The organism is Streptomyces sp. CB01881, assembly GCF_002953255.1.
Classification (GTDB): Bacteria; Actinomycetota; Actinomycetes; order Streptomycetales; family Streptomycetaceae; genus Kitasatospora.
In genome coordinates this window covers 9,326,066-9,342,309 of sequence record NZ_CP026498.1, presented here as the reverse complement: position 1 = coordinate 9,342,309, position 16,244 = coordinate 9,326,066, and the positions used below count along the sequence as shown (strand labels likewise).

Sequence of the window (16,244 nt, the reverse complement as noted above, 5' to 3'; positions counted from 1 at the left end):
GAGATCGAGGGGCTGCAGAAGTCCTTCGGCGAGCGGCACGTGCTGCGCGGACTGACGCTCTCCGCCGATCGCGGCGAGGTGCTGGCAGTGCTCGGTCCGAACGGAGCGGGGAAGACCACGCTGATGTCCGTCATCGCTGGTCTGCTCCGCCCCGACGGAGGGTCCGTGCAGGTGCTCGGGACCGATGTGGCCGGCGGGGCCAAGGCGCTGCGAGGCCGCCTCGGTCTCGCCGGGCAGGAGATCGCGGTCTACCCGGTGCACACGGTCGAGGAGAACCTGCGCTTCTTCGGCTCGCTCGGCGGGCTGCGGGGACGGGAACTGACCGAGTCCGTCGACGGGCTGATCGACGCGCTGGAGCTCACCGGTCAGCGCGGCCAGCGCGCGGCGGAGCTCTCCGGCGGCCAGCAGCGCCGGCTGCACGCCGGCTGCGCGCTGGTGCACCGGCCCGAGGTCGTGCTGCTTGACGAGCCGACGGCAGGCGCGGATCCGCAGACCCGGCTCCGGCTGCTGGAGGTCGTGCAACGGCAGGCTGCGCGCGGCACGCTCGTGGTGTACACGACGCACTACCTGGCGGAGGTCGAGGAGTTGCGCGCCCGGGTGGTGGTGCTTGCCGGCGGGCGGATCGTCGCGGACGGCACTGTGGACGGGCTGATCGCCGAGAACACCCGCAGCGAACTCGCCCTCCGCTTCGACGGCGAGCCACCGGAGATCATCTGGCCGGGGGCGCGGGTGTTGGCCGACACCGTCTTCCTCCCGACCGCGCGGCCCGCGGTCGACATCGTCAAAGCGCTCGAAGCTGTGGCCGGCCACCGGGAGCGGCTTCAGGGAGTGGAGATCGCCCGGGCGGATCTCGAGCGCGCGTACTTCAACATCCTGGCGGGGGAGGCATCGCATGACACGAGTCCTGTCACTGCTCCGGCATGACGCGACCTGGCTCCGCCGTGAGCCGGCACCGCTCGTGACGGTGCTGCTGACGCCCTGTCTGCTGATGCTGTTCATCAAGCCGCTGTACTCCGGTGCGCTCTCCCAGCTCGGCTACGGCGACGCCGACGGCGCCCAGCTGGCGGTGCCCGGCATGACGGGCATGTTCTCGTTCTTCATGACCGGGCTGGTCACCGAGTCCTACTTCCGCGAGCACGGCCTGCACACCTGGCAGCGGCTGCGTCTGTCGCCCCTGCGCACCTGGGAGCTGCTGGTGGGCAAGGCCGCGCTGTGCGCGGCCCTCGTGGTCGGCCAGTGCGTGTTCCTGTTCGTGCTGGGCTGGGCGGTGATCGGCCTGCGGGTCCACGGTTCGCTGCTCGCGCTGCTCGTGGTGATGGTCGCGCTGGCCGTCTGTGTGGTCTCCTTCGCGCTGGCCCTGTGCGCGGTCTCCCCGACCCGGCGGCAGGCGTTCGCGGTCGAGCGGATGGTCACGCTGAGCTGGACGGTCTTCGGCGGCGCTCTGGTGCCGACCGAGCTGATGGCCGACTGGATCGGCTGGATCGCCAGGTTCACCCCGGTGTACTGGGCGGTCGGCGGTTTCCGGAAGGTGGTGCTGGACGGCGCCGGAGTGGGCGGCGTGCTGCCGAACGCCGGGGCGCTGCTCGGCTTCGCAGCGGCCTTCACGGCGCTGGCGCTCTGGCGGTTCACAATGGACAAGGACCGGCGGCACTGGGCATGAGCTCCAGGACGGGCCCCGGCGTATGGATGTGGGAGGACGGACCGGTATGACGACCGCGTACGAGCCGTTGCAACGGTTCGCTTCGTACGGGATCCTGCGGCGGCCGGACGCGGTGCTGATGGTGCGCATCGGGCCGTCCTCCAAGGACGACCACGGTCGCTGGATGCTTCCGGGCGGCAAGGTCGAGCACGGCGAGCACCCGCGGGACACCGTGGTGCGCGAGTTCAAGGAGGAGACCGGGTTCGACGTTGCCGCGGGCCGGCTGCTGGACCTCGACGCCGAACACCGCCTGCTGAGCATCGGCATCGACTTCCATGCCGTCTTCGCCCTTTACGAGATCGAGGTGACCGGGGGCGAGCTGACGCACGGCGGGCACGGGGGTGTCGACGCGTCTGCCTGGATTCCGTTCTCGGACCTGGCGGGCCTGCCCATCCTGCCGCCGATCCGGGACGCGCTACGGCGTCATCTCGGTCCGGTGGCCGGGCTCGGCTGACCGGCCCGGACCGTCGCCCGGGTTGACCGCCCGACCGCGGGTTCCGCCATGGGGGTGATCTCCGACGACGGTCCGGCGGGATAATGCGCTGAACCGTCCAGTGAGAGGCCTCCTTTGACGATGCGGCGGATGCGCGGTAACCGTGACGAGGGTCTGACGATGTGGCCGGGCCGCCGGACAGGGCCCGGGGAGCCGTCACACGCGACGCGGGCTCGCCGGCTGTCGGACCTGGTGCGCCTGCTGCTCCGCATGCTCGGCCGGGGCGTCGTCCTGCTCCGGTCCACGGTCGGCGGCCCGGCCGTGGCGGCGGGCCGGACCATCGTCCTCGGTACCCGCCGCGTACTCGGGGGGCCCGGGCCGCAGACCGCCGTCGGGCGGATGCTGGAAGCCCTGGGCTCGGCCGGATTCCGGCCGAACGGCATCCGCCACGTGACCGACGCCCCGGACGGCACCCGGTGGTATCACGTGCCGCAGGAGGGTGGGCCGCCGCTCGACGTGCGCGTCATCGACCGCGCGCAGCTGGCGTCCGGGTCCCTCCCGCGGCTTCTGCGGTGGCTGCGGTTCCGCCCCGGAGTCGTGGAGCGCGGCCCACGCACGCCGCGACAGGTCGTGGAGCGGGCGGCCGTGGTCGCCGCCGCGGTGGCCGGCTCCGGTGTGCCGGCCCCCCAGCTGCTGGCCACCGTGGAGTCGGGCACCGGCATGGTGCTGCTCGTCTACGAGCAGGTCGAGGGCCGGACCCTGGACCAACTGGCCGACGCCGAGATCGATGACGAGCTCCAGGCCAGGTTCTGGAGGTCTGTCGCACTGCTGCACGACCGGCGGATCGCGCACCGCGGTCTGGCCGGGAGCTCGCTCCTGATCAACCATCAAGGCGTGGTCGTGCTGGCCGGATTCGGCGGCACAGCCCTGGCGGCCGACGACCTCGTGCTGGGCCTGGACATCGCGCAGCTGCTCACGGTCCTCGCGCTTCGGGTGGGCCCGGAACGGGCGGTGGCCGCCGCTGCGGGGGCACTGGGCGAGGAACGTGTGGCGGCCGCGGTGCCCCTGCTCCAGCCGGCCGGCCTCAGCCGGACCCTCCGCGCCGACCTGCGCCTGTTCAACGGCGGGCGCCGGGGTGAGCTCCTGGCCGGGCTGGGCCTGACGAGCGGCGGGCCGGCCGGCCAGGCCGGGGCCGTCGGGGCCGACGGAGCGGCCGGAGAGGGCAGGGCGGCCGGAAATCTGCTGGCCGCGATCCGCGGGCGCGTCCTGGAGCTGGTTCCGGGGGCCCCGGCCTCGCCGGCCCGGCTGTCACGGGTGCGCCTTCGTACGGTCCTCACCGTGGCCGTGGGCGGCTGCGCGGTCTACTACCTCCTCACCGGGTTCCCCCTCGCCCGGATCGACGTCACCGCCACGGACACCCGGTGGCTGGCCTACGCGCTCCTCGCGGCGCTGCTCAGTCATCCGGTGGCAGCGATGGGCCTGAGCGGATTCGTTCCGGAGCGGCTGCCGTTCGGCCGGGTCCTGCTGGCGCAGCTTGCGGGATCGTTCGTGAAGCTGGTGGCCCCGGTGCAGCTCGCCGGGGTGACTCTCGCGGTCCGGTTCCTGCAGAAGTCGGGCGTACGGCCGGTCCTGGCGGTCGCGAGCGTCGGGCTCTCGCAGCTGGCCCTGGGTACCTGCCGGATGCTCCTGCTGCTCGTCTTCGGCGCCATGAGCGGCATTGCGGTGCCCGGTCACCTGGTCTCCGCCCGGGCCGTCGCGATCGGTCTGCCGACCGTCGCGATTCCGGTCCTCCTGGTTGCGGTCGTTTCCCCGGTGCGGCGGCGGGCGGTGGCGCTGGTGCGCCGTCCGCTGTCCGGGGTGGCGCCCCGGCTGCTCGACCTGCTGCGGCAGCCGGACAGACTGGTCACAGGCCTCGCCGGACACTTGCTGCTCACCGTGACGTACGTGCTCTGCCTGGCGGCGTCCCTGCGTGCCTTCGGTGGCTCGGGCGGCATCCCCACCGTCGCGGTGGCGTTCCTGACGGCGCACGCGGTGGGATCCGTGGTGCCCACGCCCGGAGGCATCGGAGCGGTCGAGACCGCGCTGATCGGGACCCTGACGGGGCTCGCCCAGGTGCCGGCCGAGATCGCCACCCCGTCGGTGCTGCTCTACCGCGTGCTCGTCTTCTGGCTGCCGGCGCTGCCCGGGTGGATCTGCTTCGGCTACCTGCAACGCAAGGGCGCGCTATGATCCGTGCCGGGCGTCGTCGAGGTACTCCTGGGCCTGCGCCTGTACGGAGGGCGGGAGTTCGCCGATCGCCATGTCGGCCAGCGTCACCCGCTCCAGGACCTGCCGCAGGCTGACCCGCACGGCTCGCCAGACATCCGGCAGGGCTGCGGCCGCACCCGGGTAGCTGAGGTCACTGAGGCGCAGGTCCCGGAAGCTGGCGAGGGAGCCGTCGATCGCGCGGATGACATCCGCGATGGAGATCTCCTCCGGCGGCCTGCCCAGCCGGTATCCGCCCTCGGGGCCGCGACTGCTCTGCACCAGCCGGTGCTGTCGCAACTCGCGCAGGATCGAGAGCAGGAAGCGGAGCGGGATGTCCTGGGAGGCGGACAGCTGTTCCGCCTTCTGCGGTGCCTCCGGCGTGCGCGCGAGTTCGGCCATCGCGCGTATCGCGTAGTCCGTCCGAGCTGAGATCCGCATGCGGCACAGCTTCTCACGATCGGTGAGGTCAGAACCACTTCGCGCCAACTCACGTGCAACAAAAGCAATCTGAAGCCACCACTCCAAGCGGGATGGTCATATAATCCACCGGATTGGTGAACAATCCTGCGGAGGTGCACATTGCTCGGCGCACACGGTCGTGACCCTCACCAGCTCGTCGTCGTGGGGGCAGGGGCTTCCGGGACCATGGTCGCTGTCCAGGCCGCACGGGAGTCGCTCCGGCGACACGTGCCGGTGGCGATCACCTTGGTCGATCCCGACCCGCGGACGGGAGCGGGCGGTGCGTTCGCCACGGACGATCCGCGGCATCTCCTGAACGTGCCCGCGGGCAACATGAGCTGTTTACCGGACCTGCCAGGTCACTTCACCGACTGGCTGGTCCGCTTCCGCGACTCCACTGCGACCGGAAGCTCGTTCGCCCCCAGGCGCCACTACGCCGACTACCTCGCCGCCACCCTGGCCGAGTCCGTAAGACAGGCCGGCAACCTGGTGACCCTGCGCCGGCTGCGGCTGCGCGCCACGGCCTGCTCGTGGCAGGGCGACCGGGCCGAGGTGCGCCTCTCCGACGGATCCCGTCACAAGGCTCACAGCGTGGTGATCGCGACCGGTCCGCTGCCCGGTACCAGCTCGTGGGCGCCGCGCGAACTGCGGGAGTCGCGGCGGTTCGTGGCGAATCCCTGGGCACCCGCCGCGCTCGCGCGGCCTCTCGCCGCGGCCGACGACGTACTCCTGGTCGGCAGCGGCCTGACCGCCGTGGACCTCGCCCAGTCACTTGACCGCCCGGGGCGAACCGTCCACGCCCTGTCCCGTCACGGCCTGCTGCCACAGGCCCATGCGCTGGCTCCGCTGCCGCCCGTGCCGCCGGCGGAGCCCCTGGACGGGCTCCCGCTGCACCGGCTGCGCGAGGCCCTCCTGCAACACGTTCGGCAGGTGACGCGGGCGCAGGGCGACTGGCGCCCGGCATTGGACGGACTGCGCCCGCACACGGCCCGGCTGTGGGACACCCTGGCTGACGACGAGCGGGCGGAGTTCCTCCGGGCGCACCAGACCATGTGGAACACCCACCGACACCGGATGCCGCCGCAGACCGCGGAGGCGATCACCCGTCTGCGGACCACCCGGCGGCTGCGACTGCACACGGGTGAGGTCACCGCGGTCCGGGCGGAAGGGGAGTCGCTGACGGTCTCGGCGACCGGCTCCCGGCTGCTCCGGGTCGGCTGGGTGGTGGACTGCACCGGGCCGGATCTGCGGTCGGCCGACTGCGCGGACCCACTGCTCACCTGCCTGTTCTCCTCCGGACTTGCAGAACCCGGGCCGCTGGGGATCGGTCTGGCGACCACGGCCGAGGGGCGGCTCCGCGGCAGCGACGGCGCTGCCCGCTCGCTCTGGACCATCGGTGCGCACCGGCGCGGCGACCTGTGGGAGAGCACCGCGGTGCCGGAGATCCGGCAGCAGGCCGCGGACCTCGTACGGTCGCTTCTCGGCCCCGTTCCGGCGGCGGCTCTCACGGCGGCCTCCGCCCACCGGGCTGACCGGACCGGGAGCGCGCTGCCGGAGCTTGACGCGATGAACGAAGCGATGATGTCCGCCGCACCGAACCCGCCCGCCTGTGAGTCCGGCGTCACGGTCTGGCTGACCGGACTGCCCAGCGCGGGAAAGAGCAGCGTCGCGGAGGAACTGGCCGAGCGGCTGCGCGCCGTGGGCCGGAGGGTGGAGATCCTCGACGGGGACGAGATCCGCACACTCCTCTCGGCCGGCCTCGGATTCTCTCGTGAGGACCGTGACACCAACGTACAGCGGATCGGCATGGTCGCCGAGGTGCTCGCACGCAACGGTGTGATCGTGCTGGTCCCGGCCATCGCGCCGTACCGGAGCAGCCGGGAGATCGTCCGGCTCCGGCACGACCTCGGCTGTATCCCGTACCTGGAGATCCATGTGGCCGCACCCGCCGAGGTCTGCGCCGTGCGGGACGTCAAGGGGCTGTACGCGAAGCAGGCGGCCGGCGAGCTCTCCGGCCTGACCGGCGTCGACGACCCGTACGAGGTTCCCGACCTGCCCGACCTACGTCTTGAGACCCATCGCCAGACGGTTGCCGAGTCGGCGGACATCCTGCGCGCGCTGCTCGCGGAGAGGGGGCTGGTGTGACCAGGTCCCTTCCGGTTCGCGGCCACACCGATGGCCCCGGCGACTCGGAGAACCCCTTCGCGCTGTCCCACCTGGACGCGCTGGAGGCCGAGTCGGTGCACATCTTCCGCGAGGTCGCGGGGGAGTTCGAGCGCCCGGTGATCCTCTTCTCCGGCGGCAAGGACTCCATCGTCATGCTGCACCTGGCGCTCAAGGCCTTCTGGCCGGCCGCCATCCCCTTCTCGCTGCTGCACGTGGACACCGGCCACAACTTCCCCGAGGTCATCGAGTACCGCGACCGGGTGGCGGCCAGGCACAACCTGCGCCTGCACGTCGCCCACGTCCAGGACTTCATCGACGACGGCCGGCTGCGCGAGCGCCCCGACGGCACCCGCAACCCGCTCCAGACCGTCCCGCTGCTGGACGCCATCGAGGGCAACAAGTTCGACGCCGTCTTCGGCGGCGGCCGCCGCGACGAGGAGAAGGCCCGCGCCAAGGAACGCGTCTTCTCCCTGCGCGACGAGTTCGGCGCCTGGGACCCGCGCCGCCAGCGCCCCGAGCTCTGGTCCCTGTACAACGGCCGGCACGCCGTCGGCGAGCACGTCCGGGTCTTCCCGCTCTCCAACTGGACCGAACTGGACGTCTGGCAGTACATCGAGCGCGAGGGCATCGAACTCCCCCAGATCTACTACGCGCACGAGCGCGACGTCTTCTCCCGCGACGGCATGTGGCTGACCGCCGGCGAGTGGGGCGGCCCCAAGGAGAACGAGCCCCTCCAGCGGCGCCTGATCCGCTACCGCACGGTCGGCGACATGTCCTGCACCGGCGCCGTCGACTCCGACGCCACCGACATCCAGGCCGTCATCGCCGAGATCGCCGCCAGCCGCCTCACCGAGCGCGGCGCCACCCGCGCCGACGACAAACTCTCCGAGGCCGCGATGGAAGACCGCAAGCGCGAGGGATACTTCTAAATGACCACCACCACCCAGACCAGCGCCACCTCCCTGCTGCGCTTCGCCACCGCCGGATCCGTCGACGACGGCAAGTCCACCCTGGTCGGCCGTCTGCTGCACGACTCCAAATCGGTGCTGGCCGACCAGCTGGAGGCCGTCGAGCGCGCCTCCCTGAACCGCGGCCAGGAGACCCCCGACCTCGCGCTGCTCACCGACGGCCTGCGCGCCGAACGCGAGCAGGGCATCACCATCGACGTCGCCTACCGCTACTTCGCCACCCCACGGCGGCGGTTCATCCTCGCCGACACCCCCGGGCACGTGCAGTACACCCGGAACATGGTGACCGGCGCCTCCACCGCCGAACTGGCCGTCGTCCTGGTCGACGCCCGCAACGGCGTGGTCGAGCAGACCCGCCGGCACGCCGCCGTCGCCGCACTACTGCGCGTGCCGCACGTGGTGCTGGCCGTCAACAAGATGGACCTCACCGAGTACGCGGAACCCGTCTTCGCCGCCATCGCCGCCGAGTTCACCGCCTACGCCGCCTCACTCGGCGTCAAGGACGTGGTGGCCGTCCCGATCTCCGCACTCGCCGGCGACAACGTGGTCGAGCCGTCCGCCCACATGGACTGGTACGGCGGCCCCACCCTGCTGGAACACCTGGAAACGGTCCCGGTCGGCAGCGACCCGAGCATCGAACCGGCCCGCTTCCCCGTCCAGTACGTGATCCGCCCGCAGACCGACGAGCACCCCGACTACCGCGGCTACGCCGGACAGCTGGCCTCCGGCGTACTGCGGGTCGGCGACCCGGTGACGGTACTCCCCTCCGGCCACACCACCACCGTCGCCGGCATCGACGCACTCGGCCGGCCCACCGACATCGCCTGGGCCCCCCAGTCCGTCACCGTCCGCCTCACCGACGACATCGACATCTCCCGGGGCGACCTCATCGCGGCCGGACCGGCCCCCGTCCCCACCAAGGACATCGAGGCCACCGTCAGCCACCTCAGCGAGCGGCCACTGCGCGTCGGCGCCAAGGTGCTCCTCAAGCACACCACCCGCACCGTGCGCGCACTGGTCAAGGAGATCTCCTACCGGATCGACATCGACACACTGGAACAGCGCGACGCACCCGACGGCCTGGACGCCAACGACATCGGCCACGTGGTGCTGCGCACCGCCGAGCCGCTGGCGCTCGACGGCTACTGCGACAACCGTCTGACCGGCTCGTTCCTGCTGATCGACCCGGCCGACGGCACCACCCTCACCGCCGGTACAGCCGGTCGCAACGCGCTGACGGAGTCCTAGCGGGGAGACGAACGACCGTCCGCCGGTTCGGCCGGCGGACGGTCAGGTGGTCGGTCGGGAGCGGCCGGATCAGAGTCCGAGGGCCCGCATGCCCGGGGCGCAGCTCTCCTCCAGAGCGGTCAGGTCCTCAACCGCGAGGGCCCGAGCCGCGCCGCGCCGGTTGCTGTCGAGCTCCGCCCGGCCGGCCTCCAGCCATTCGGCCAGTGGGTCCACGCCCACGTGGGCGGCCAGGCGCTTCAGTTCGAGCTCGGGCTGGTCGAGCAGATCCTCGAAAGCCACCGAGATGAGGCGGGATTCGGGGACGTCGTCGAGGTACGCGAGCCCGTCGATGATCGTCTCCGACCACAGCCGGCCGTACTCGGCCAGAGGGACCTGTGCATCCAGGATGGGGCGCACGTCCACTTCGCCGTCGCGGAACATCTCGTCGATCTCGACCGACAGCGCGTCGGGGCCGCCACGTCCGGCCTCGGCGGCCCGCTCGATGAGGAACCGGAAGGCCTGGAAGACCGGGTAGCGGCTCATCGACAGCGCCGTGTCGAGGCCGTTCCGGTAGAGATGGACGAACCGGGCCTCGGGGAAGAGTTCGAGCAGACGCGGTACCAGGCGGAGCGAGTACCCGGAGCGCTCCACCACGACGCGGGTCCCGAGCCGCCGGCCGAGGAGTTCGAACAGGCCGCGATAGTGGTCGGCGATGGAGCCGCTCGGCCGGACGTCCAGCTCGGGACGCAACTCTGCCAGGAGGGAGGCGGGGTCGTCGGTCAGATGGGGCAGGACGGTGGCAGCGATGGCCTCGACAACCGGCATCTCGTTGCCCAGGGCCTGGCGCACCTCGGAGTCCTCGGGCAGTTTGGCCCAGAATCCGTGTCGCATGACCGAAAGGGTGAACGGCCGCGGCTCCTCGATGAACCGCCGGAACTCCTCGCCCGTCAGGGTGCCCTCACGGAGCGGAAAGGGCTCCAGCGAGGCGAACAGCTCGCTGAGACTCAGGATCTGCGGGTGCTGCCGCAGCACTTGCGAGAGCGCGGTCGATCCGCACCTTCCGCTTCCGACGACGAAGGTCAGTGGTTGCGCTGGCATGCCTCTCCTATTTCCGAAGCGTGTGTGAACGGGCTGTCTCGCAGCCCTCGAGTGCGGCCCGGATCAGGGCCGGCGCATGCTCCCGGAGGTAGAAGTGGTCCCCGGGGTACACGCAGTGGGTGAACGAACCGGTCGTGCTCTTCTCCCAGGCCAGGATGTCGTCCTCGGAAACCAAGGGGTCCCGGTCGCCCACACAGGCGAGGACCGGGGCGTCGGTCGGACGATCCGGGTCGGGCAGGTAGGACTCGCTCAGCCGGCAGTCCGCCCTGAGCAAGGGCATGACCAGGTCGAGCAGGTCGGGGTGTTCGAGCAGGGCCGGATCGAGCTCGCCCAGCTCGCCGAGTGCGGAGACGAGATCGGCGTCGCTCTTGTCGGCCAGCTCCTCCCCCATCGACCGGCCGGGACCGCCGCGTCCGGAGAGGACAAGGAGCCGAGGGGTCTCGGACAGCCGGCGCGAGCACTCGTAGGCGATCGCGGCGCCCATACTGTGTCCGAACAGGACCGTCGGCAGGCGCTCGGCGGCCTCCAGCCCGGGCAGCACGTCCCCGACCATCGCCGTCATCTCGTCCAGGCAGGGCGCGGCGATGCGGTCATGGCGTCCCGGGTACTGGACCGCCCACAGTTCGGTGTCCATCGGCACGAGGTCCGCCCAGGGGCGGAAGAAGTTGGCCGAGCCACCTGCGTGCGGGAAGCAGACCAGGCGCGCCCGCGGCCGCCCGGGGGTCGTGAGCCTGCGGATCGCGCTCACTGCGCCGCCGGGAAGAAGTCGCTGACCAGCCGGCCCTCGCCGGCCTCGGTCGCCTGGCGGTGCACCCACTGGCCGATCGCGAGATCGAGTACCCCCAGGCCGAACGGCGAGTACACCGCGGCGCGCTCGGGGTCGCGCCGGATCCTGCCCGCGACGATGTCGGCGATGGTCCCCTCGACGAAGTCCCGGTGGCCGGCCTGCTGCTCCGCCAGGTGCAGGGAGGTGTGCTCCCGCATCACGTGGTCGACGTCGTCGGTGATGTTCTGGGCCGACAGGACCAACGCGGGATCCAGGTCGCGCAGGGAGAGGTGCAGCACGACCGGCCGGTTGGCCAGCAGCTCCGGGTCGTGGAGGTGTGGCGTGCCGGCGACGGTGGCGAGGACGACCAGGTCGCACTGGGCGAAGACCCCGGCGACTTCGTCCACGACCTGGACGTCCGCGGCCCCGCGCTCGGTGAGGCGGGTGGCGAACCGTTCGGCCGCCGGACGGCTGAGGTCGAACAGCCGGTAGCCGTCGGTCTCCCACGCCAGATCGGCAAGGAAGTCGGCGACATGGCCTGCGATCAGGCCGGTGCCGATGAAGCCGATCCGCCGGGCGGTGCGCCCGCCGATCAGCGCCTCGGCGCCCAGGACGGCCGAGGCGGCAGTCCTGGTGGCGGAGATGACCGAGGCCTCCAGGCAGGTGAACGGGAAGCCGGTGGCCGGGTCGTTGAGCACCAGGACCGCGGAGGCCCGGGCCAGCCCGCGCGCGGTGTTCTCCGGCCAGCTGGCGATCCACTTGATGCCTGCGACGTCGAACTCGCCGCCCAGGTAGGCCGGCAGAGCGATGATGCGGTCGCGCTCGCGCCGTGGGATCCGCAGGAAGCTGCTGTGCGGGAGGGAAGAGTCGCCGGAGTCGTGGACGAGGTAGGCCCGGCTCACGAGGTCGACGCAGGCGGAGCGGTCCGCCGCGATGTACTTGAGCGCCTCGGCGCCGCCGATGACGTTGATGGACGTGGGTATGGACAGGTCCATGGTGGTGGGTCCCTTCATCTCGCCGCTGCCGGCTCGGCGATGCTGTCGAGCCAGCCGGGCCGGTAGACGGTGTCTGCGTAGGCGGTGCCGCGGTCGGCGCAGAGGAACATGACGGACGGACGGGGGCCGCGATAGTCGGCGAAGTACTTCTCGATCGCCGCGTACACGCTGCCGGTGGATCCCCCGACGAAGAAGCCGAACCGCCGGACCAGCCGATGGCAGGCCGCGACCGTGTCACTCTCCTCGACGATCACGACGTCGTCGATGCTCGCCAGGTCCAGCAACGGCGGACGAATGCTCGAACCGATGCCGGGGATGTAGCGGGGGCGGGCCGGTTCGCCGAAGATGGCGGAACCGGCACTGTCGACCGCGATCACCTTGGTCCGCGGCATCAGCCGCTTCACCCGGCGGGAGATCCCGGCGATGGTGGCGCCCGTCCCCACCCCGATGAACAGGTAGTCGAGCCGGTCGAAGGTGCGGCAGATCTCGGCACCGGTCAGCATGTCGTGCGCGTCCGCGGCGTCCGGGTTGGCGTACTGGTCCGGCCAGAACGCGTTCTCCAGGGAGGCCGTGAGCTGATCGACCCGGGCCAGCCGGGTGCGTAGGTACCCGCCGTGGGCGTCGGGTTCGGTCACCTTTTCCACGCGCGCACAGGAGGTGCGCAGAAACAGCTCGGTAGAGGCGTTGACATGAGGGTCGATGACCGGGACGAAAGGAACGCGGAGTAAGCGGCAGAGCGAGGCCAGGGCTATCGCGAAATTCCCGGACGAGGACTCGACGACGGTGCTTGAACCGGTGATTTCACCGCGTTCAACGGCCCGCTGAAGAATCACGTATGCGGACCTGTCCTTGACGCTCCCGCTGGCATTGCTGAATTCGAGCTTGGCAAACAGGTCGAGCCGGGCGTGATCCAGCGGAACAATGGGCGTCTCGCTGAATCCGGATCTGATCCGATTGAGTCGGTCGGCCAGGGTGGACTCACCCATACCGCTCACGAACCTCTCTGTTCCGGCCGCCGACTCGGCATCCGAGGAAAGGCGGCGCTGCTACTTTCCTGAGGCGGCTTCCCGGCCCCTGCGGACGGCGGCCGGGAAGCCATCGCGCGGCGATCGCCGGAATTCAGCCGACCAGCTCGGCCTCGGTCACGAGCACGACGTGACCGGTTCCGTTCATCGTCGCCAGGTCGATGTCAGCGATGCAGCGGACCGGGTCGTCGTTGAGGTACAGCGTGCCCTCGACGTGGATCGAACCGGTGCCCGCGCCGAAGTCGGCCGAGCCGACCTGGGAGGCGTCACGGTCCAGGCGTACACCGAGGTCGGTGCCGCCCTGGGTGCCGGTGAACTTGACGAACACGTAGCCGATCTCTTCCACCCGGCGTCGCAGGTCCTCCAGCGAGGGCTGCGGACCACCCACGGTCAGCGGGTGGGGTCCGTCGGCCAGCCGTCGGGTCAGGTCGTCCATGGGGAGGCTCCTAGCTCTCTGTGGTGTGTGCGGGGGATCAGGCCTGGTCGGTCTCGGCCCGGGCGAGGTCGAACGGCACCTCGAAGCCCAGGACCGAGGCGCAGAACTCGCGCCATTCGGGCGTGCCCTCCGAGAAGAGGACGCCCTCCTCGCGGATCGGGTCGGCCAACACCACGAGGTCCTCGCCGAGATAGCCGAACTCCTCGTCGGCCAGAGCCCGTTCGGCTGGGGTCGCGGCCGCCGCCCAGCCGGGGAAGCGGCGGAGCTCCGCCAGCGGGTAGGCCTTGCTGTAGGACTTCACGAGGCGCTCTGCTCCATCTGCCGGCGCAGGCTCAGCGGCCGCATGTCGGTCCACACCTCGTCGATGTGGGCCAGACACTCCTGCTTGCTGCCGCTCTTGCCCTCGTCCCGCCAGCCGAGCGGGTTCTCCCGGTCTGCCGGCCAGATCGAGTACTGCTCCTCGTGGTTGAGGACCACCTTGTAGACAGTGGTGTCCTCGGCGTCGTCGCTTGCCATGACGGGTTTCCTCTCTTGACGGTTGTCGTGCCTGGTCGGCGGGTTGGTCATGTGGTGTGGTCGCGTTCCGCCGCTGCTGTGGTCAGCCGGCTGCGGACGTCCCACAGGAACGGGAAGAAGCGGATGCCGATCCTGCGCTCCAGGTACTGCGAGGAGGCTCCGCCGGTGCCGCGCACGCTGCGGCCGATGATCCGCTCCACCAGCAGCAGGTGCTCCTCACGCCAGAGCGTCCAGCGGCGGTCGTACTCGAGGAGTTCCTCACCGAGGAGGAACAGCGGGCCGTGGCGCTCCGGGTCGGCGTAGACATCGAGCCAGTCGCCGGCGCCGGCGGCGCCGGGTGCCTCGGCCGCGACCTCGGCCAGGCTGGGGGCCGACAGGACCTCGGCGAGGGGCTCCGGCAGGCTCTCCCCATGGGTCCGGCGCAGTTGCTCCAGGTATCCGGGGTCGCGCAGGCCGTTCAGCAGCTCCAGTGCCCGGAACTGGGCGGACTGGAACCCGCTGGCGGACCCGAGGAATCCGCGGAACTCCAGGAACGCCTGTGGGTCGAGGTGGCCCAGCGTTCCCATCTGGCCGATCTGGGCCCCCAGGATGGCGTTGGCCCGCCGCACCTTGGACAGCGCCTGGGTCCAGATCTGCTTCTCCAGATAAGTTCGGGCCCTGGTCAATTCGTGGATCATGACCTTGAACCACAGCTCCATCGCCTGGTGCGTGACGATGAAGTGAAGTTCGTCGGGATGTTCCGGAGTGCTCAACGGATGTTGGAGTTCGAGCAGCCGGTCGAGCTTCAGATAGCTGGAATAGGTAGGCTCGGCCAGAATTCCGGTCGGGTGCATTGGCGTTCTTCCTCCAATGGAAGGGATTGGGATCCTCAAGCCAAGCCGTTGATCATGCTAGCAGTTCGCGCGGTGGCGCTGGCAAGACCTTTGACATCGTTGCCGGTGAATCCGCCGGACCGATCGGGACTTTTTCGGCAAGAAGTTGCGGCGGACATGGTCGGCACTTTCCGTGGATCTTCGTTCACGTCAGGTAGTCACTTACGTGCTCGCTCACCGCGATCACATGCGGGGCGTCCACGATGGTCCGGTGGTTGCCCGTCACTTCGCGGATCGTCAGGCCGTCACCGACCAGGGCCTGCCAGCCCCAGCTCGGGTCGGCTTCGGCAGAATCCGTGGGGTCGGCGCAGCGCACCAGGAGCGCCGAGCCGGTGTAGGGCCCGGGCCGGTAGGCGAGTGCGGCACGGGTGTGCGCCCGCGCGATGTCCGTGTAGCGGGTCATGGTGCGCAGGTCCATGTGCTCCATGTGGAAGCCGGCGGCCACGGCCAGATCGAGGACGTGCTTGATCCGCTGCTCGGGCGCGAGCGGGCGCAGCGCCTCCTCCGTGACGGGTACGGCTTCGGCGAACTCGGTGATCAGGAAGGTCACGTCGTCCATCGACTCGAGCTCCGCCAGCGAGGGGAACCCGGCCTCCAGATGCGGAGCGCTGTCCAGCAGGACCAGACGGGCCACCTCCCGCCCCAGCGCAGTGAGCTGACGGGCCATCTCATAGGCGATCATGCCGCCCAGCGAGTAGCCGCACAGGTGGTACGGGCCCTCAGGCTGCACCCGGATGATGTCCTGGACGTAGGCGGCGGCCATCTCCTCGATGCTGTCGTGCGGTTTCCGCTCCAGATCGAGTGAGTGCGCCTGCACGCCGTACAACGGGCACTCGGCGGCCAGTGTCCGGGCCAACGCGGTGAAGCTGAACACCGTGCCGTTCTTCGGGTGGACGCAGAACAGTGGAGGCCGGTCGCCGGTGGCTTTCAACGGGACGATCGAGGACGGCCAGTCGGCGTCCGGGGCCCGCTCGAGCCGGGCTGCCAACTCGGCCGGCGTGGGGTTCTGGTACAGGGCGGCGAGCGGAAGTTCACCCCCGAACGCCTGCTGGATCTTGTCGGCGAGGCTCAGGGCGAGCAGTGAGTGGCCGCCGAGGGCGAAGAAGCTGTCGTTGATGCCGACGGGCTGGACCTGGAGCGTCTCCTCCCAGATCCGCACGAGCAGGGCCTGGGCGGGGGTCTGGGCCGGGGTGTAGTCGGTGGACCCGGTATTGGCGGGTTCTGGTGTGGGGAGGGCGCGGTAGTCGGTCTTGCCGTTGGGGGTGAGGGGGAGGGTGTCGAGGAGGGTGTAGGTGGTGGGGATCATGTGGTCGGGGAGGTGCTGTGCGCAGTGGTTG

17 protein-coding genes and 1 pseudogene are annotated in these 16,244 nt (G+C 70.6%); 8 read left to right on the top strand and 10 right to left on the bottom strand.

Translation table 11 applies throughout. The features are described 5' to 3' along the window. The first annotated feature begins 39 nt into the window (after window positions 1-39). The 4 genes from C2142_RS30445 (at window position 40) to C2142_RS30430 (ending at window position 4,361) form a co-directional block, all read left to right on the top strand. Entirely contained in the window at window positions 40-924 is an 885-nt protein-coding gene (locus tag C2142_RS30445; protein WP_208693241.1) for an ABC transporter ATP-binding protein, read from the top strand. Further along, window positions 893-1,660, top strand: coding sequence for an ABC transporter permease (locus C2142_RS30440; RefSeq protein WP_148646055.1), 768 nt, complete (start codon window positions 893-895; stop codon window positions 1,658-1,660). The genes C2142_RS30445 and C2142_RS30440 overlap by 32 nt, the downstream gene beginning before the upstream one ends. Window positions 1,661-1,706: 46 nt before the next feature. Then, window positions 1,707-2,153 (top strand): NUDIX domain-containing protein, encoded by a 447-nt coding sequence (locus C2142_RS30435; protein WP_148646054.1) that lies wholly within the window; start codon window positions 1,707-1,709, stop codon window positions 2,151-2,153. 129 nt (window positions 2,154-2,282) lie between these two features. Next, entirely contained in the window at window positions 2,283-4,361 is a 2,079-nt protein-coding gene (locus C2142_RS30430; RefSeq protein ID WP_162002593.1) for a lysylphosphatidylglycerol synthase transmembrane domain-containing protein, read from the top strand. Here the strand turns inward: C2142_RS30430 and C2142_RS30425 are convergent. Continuing rightward, window positions 4,356-4,817, bottom strand: coding sequence for an Rrf2 family transcriptional regulator (locus C2142_RS30425; protein WP_148646052.1), 462 nt, complete (start codon window positions 4,815-4,817; stop codon window positions 4,356-4,358). The genes C2142_RS30430 and C2142_RS30425 overlap by 6 nt on opposite strands. A gap of 183 nt (window positions 4,818-5,000) precedes the next feature. On the opposite strand from C2142_RS30425, the pseudogene C2142_RS40565 reads away from it, so the two are divergent. The 4 genes and pseudogenes from C2142_RS40565 to C2142_RS30410 form a co-directional block, all read left to right on the top strand. Then, window positions 5,001-5,636, top strand: a pseudogene (locus C2142_RS40565) (FAD/NAD(P)-binding protein); the annotation flags it as partial. Window positions 5,637-6,419: 783 nt separating this feature from the next. After that, complete coding sequence (gene cysC / locus C2142_RS40560) at window positions 6,420-6,983, top strand: adenylyl-sulfate kinase (RefSeq protein ID WP_241003299.1); 564 nt, start codon at window positions 6,420-6,422, stop codon at window positions 6,981-6,983. Next, entirely contained in the window at window positions 6,980-7,933 is a 954-nt protein-coding gene (gene cysD / locus C2142_RS30415; RefSeq protein WP_148646050.1) for a sulfate adenylyltransferase subunit CysD, read from the top strand. The genes cysC and cysD overlap by 4 nt, the downstream gene beginning before the upstream one ends. Next, a complete protein-coding gene (locus C2142_RS30410; protein WP_148646049.1) occupies window positions 7,934-9,220 on the top strand; it encodes a GTP-binding protein in 1,287 nt (428 codons plus the stop codon). A 69-nt stretch (window positions 9,221-9,289) separates the two neighbouring features. On the opposite strand, the gene C2142_RS30405 is transcribed toward C2142_RS30410, so the two are convergent. The 9 genes from C2142_RS30405 to C2142_RS30365 all read right to left on the bottom strand — a co-directional run. After that, window positions 9,290-10,297 (bottom strand): sulfotransferase, encoded by a 1,008-nt coding sequence (locus tag C2142_RS30405; RefSeq protein WP_148646048.1) that lies wholly within the window; start codon window positions 10,295-10,297, stop codon window positions 9,290-9,292. A 7-nt stretch (window positions 10,298-10,304) separates the two neighbouring features. Continuing rightward, window positions 10,305-11,045 (bottom strand): thioesterase, encoded by a 741-nt coding sequence (locus tag C2142_RS30400; RefSeq protein WP_162002592.1) that lies wholly within the window; start codon window positions 11,043-11,045, stop codon window positions 10,305-10,307. Next, on the bottom strand, window positions 11,042-12,058 hold the full coding sequence (gene sbnB / locus C2142_RS30395; protein WP_148646046.1) for a 2,3-diaminopropionate biosynthesis protein SbnB: 1,017 nt from the start codon (window positions 12,056-12,058) through the stop codon (window positions 11,042-11,044). The genes C2142_RS30400 and sbnB overlap by 4 nt, the downstream gene beginning before the upstream one ends. Window positions 12,059-12,072: 14 nt before the next feature. After that, complete coding sequence (gene sbnA / locus C2142_RS30390) at window positions 12,073-13,044, bottom strand: 2,3-diaminopropionate biosynthesis protein SbnA (RefSeq protein WP_148646045.1); 972 nt, start codon at window positions 13,042-13,044, stop codon at window positions 12,073-12,075. A 133-nt stretch (window positions 13,045-13,177) separates the two neighbouring features. Then, on the bottom strand, window positions 13,178-13,519 hold the full coding sequence (locus C2142_RS30385) for an MbtH domain protein (protein WP_148646044.1): 342 nt from the start codon (window positions 13,517-13,519) through the stop codon (window positions 13,178-13,180). Between the two features lie 37 nt (window positions 13,520-13,556). Beyond that, window positions 13,557-13,820, bottom strand: coding sequence for a hypothetical protein (locus C2142_RS30380; RefSeq protein ID WP_148646043.1), 264 nt, complete (start codon window positions 13,818-13,820; stop codon window positions 13,557-13,559). Next, window positions 13,817-14,035, bottom strand: coding sequence for an MbtH family protein (locus tag C2142_RS30375; RefSeq protein WP_148646042.1), 219 nt, complete (start codon window positions 14,033-14,035; stop codon window positions 13,817-13,819). Before C2142_RS30375 ends, C2142_RS30380 begins: the two co-directional genes overlap by 4 nt. Before the next feature lie 47 nt (window positions 14,036-14,082). After that, the gene (locus C2142_RS30370) at window positions 14,083-14,868 is read right to left on the bottom strand and encodes a tryptophan 2,3-dioxygenase family protein (protein WP_148646041.1); all 786 of its coding nucleotides are present in this window, start codon (window positions 14,866-14,868) and stop codon (window positions 14,083-14,085) included. A 184-nt stretch (window positions 14,869-15,052) separates the two neighbouring features. Next, window positions 15,053-16,244: thioesterase domain-containing protein (locus C2142_RS30365; protein WP_241002866.1), on the bottom strand; the 1,192-nt coding region annotated here is incomplete at its 5' end.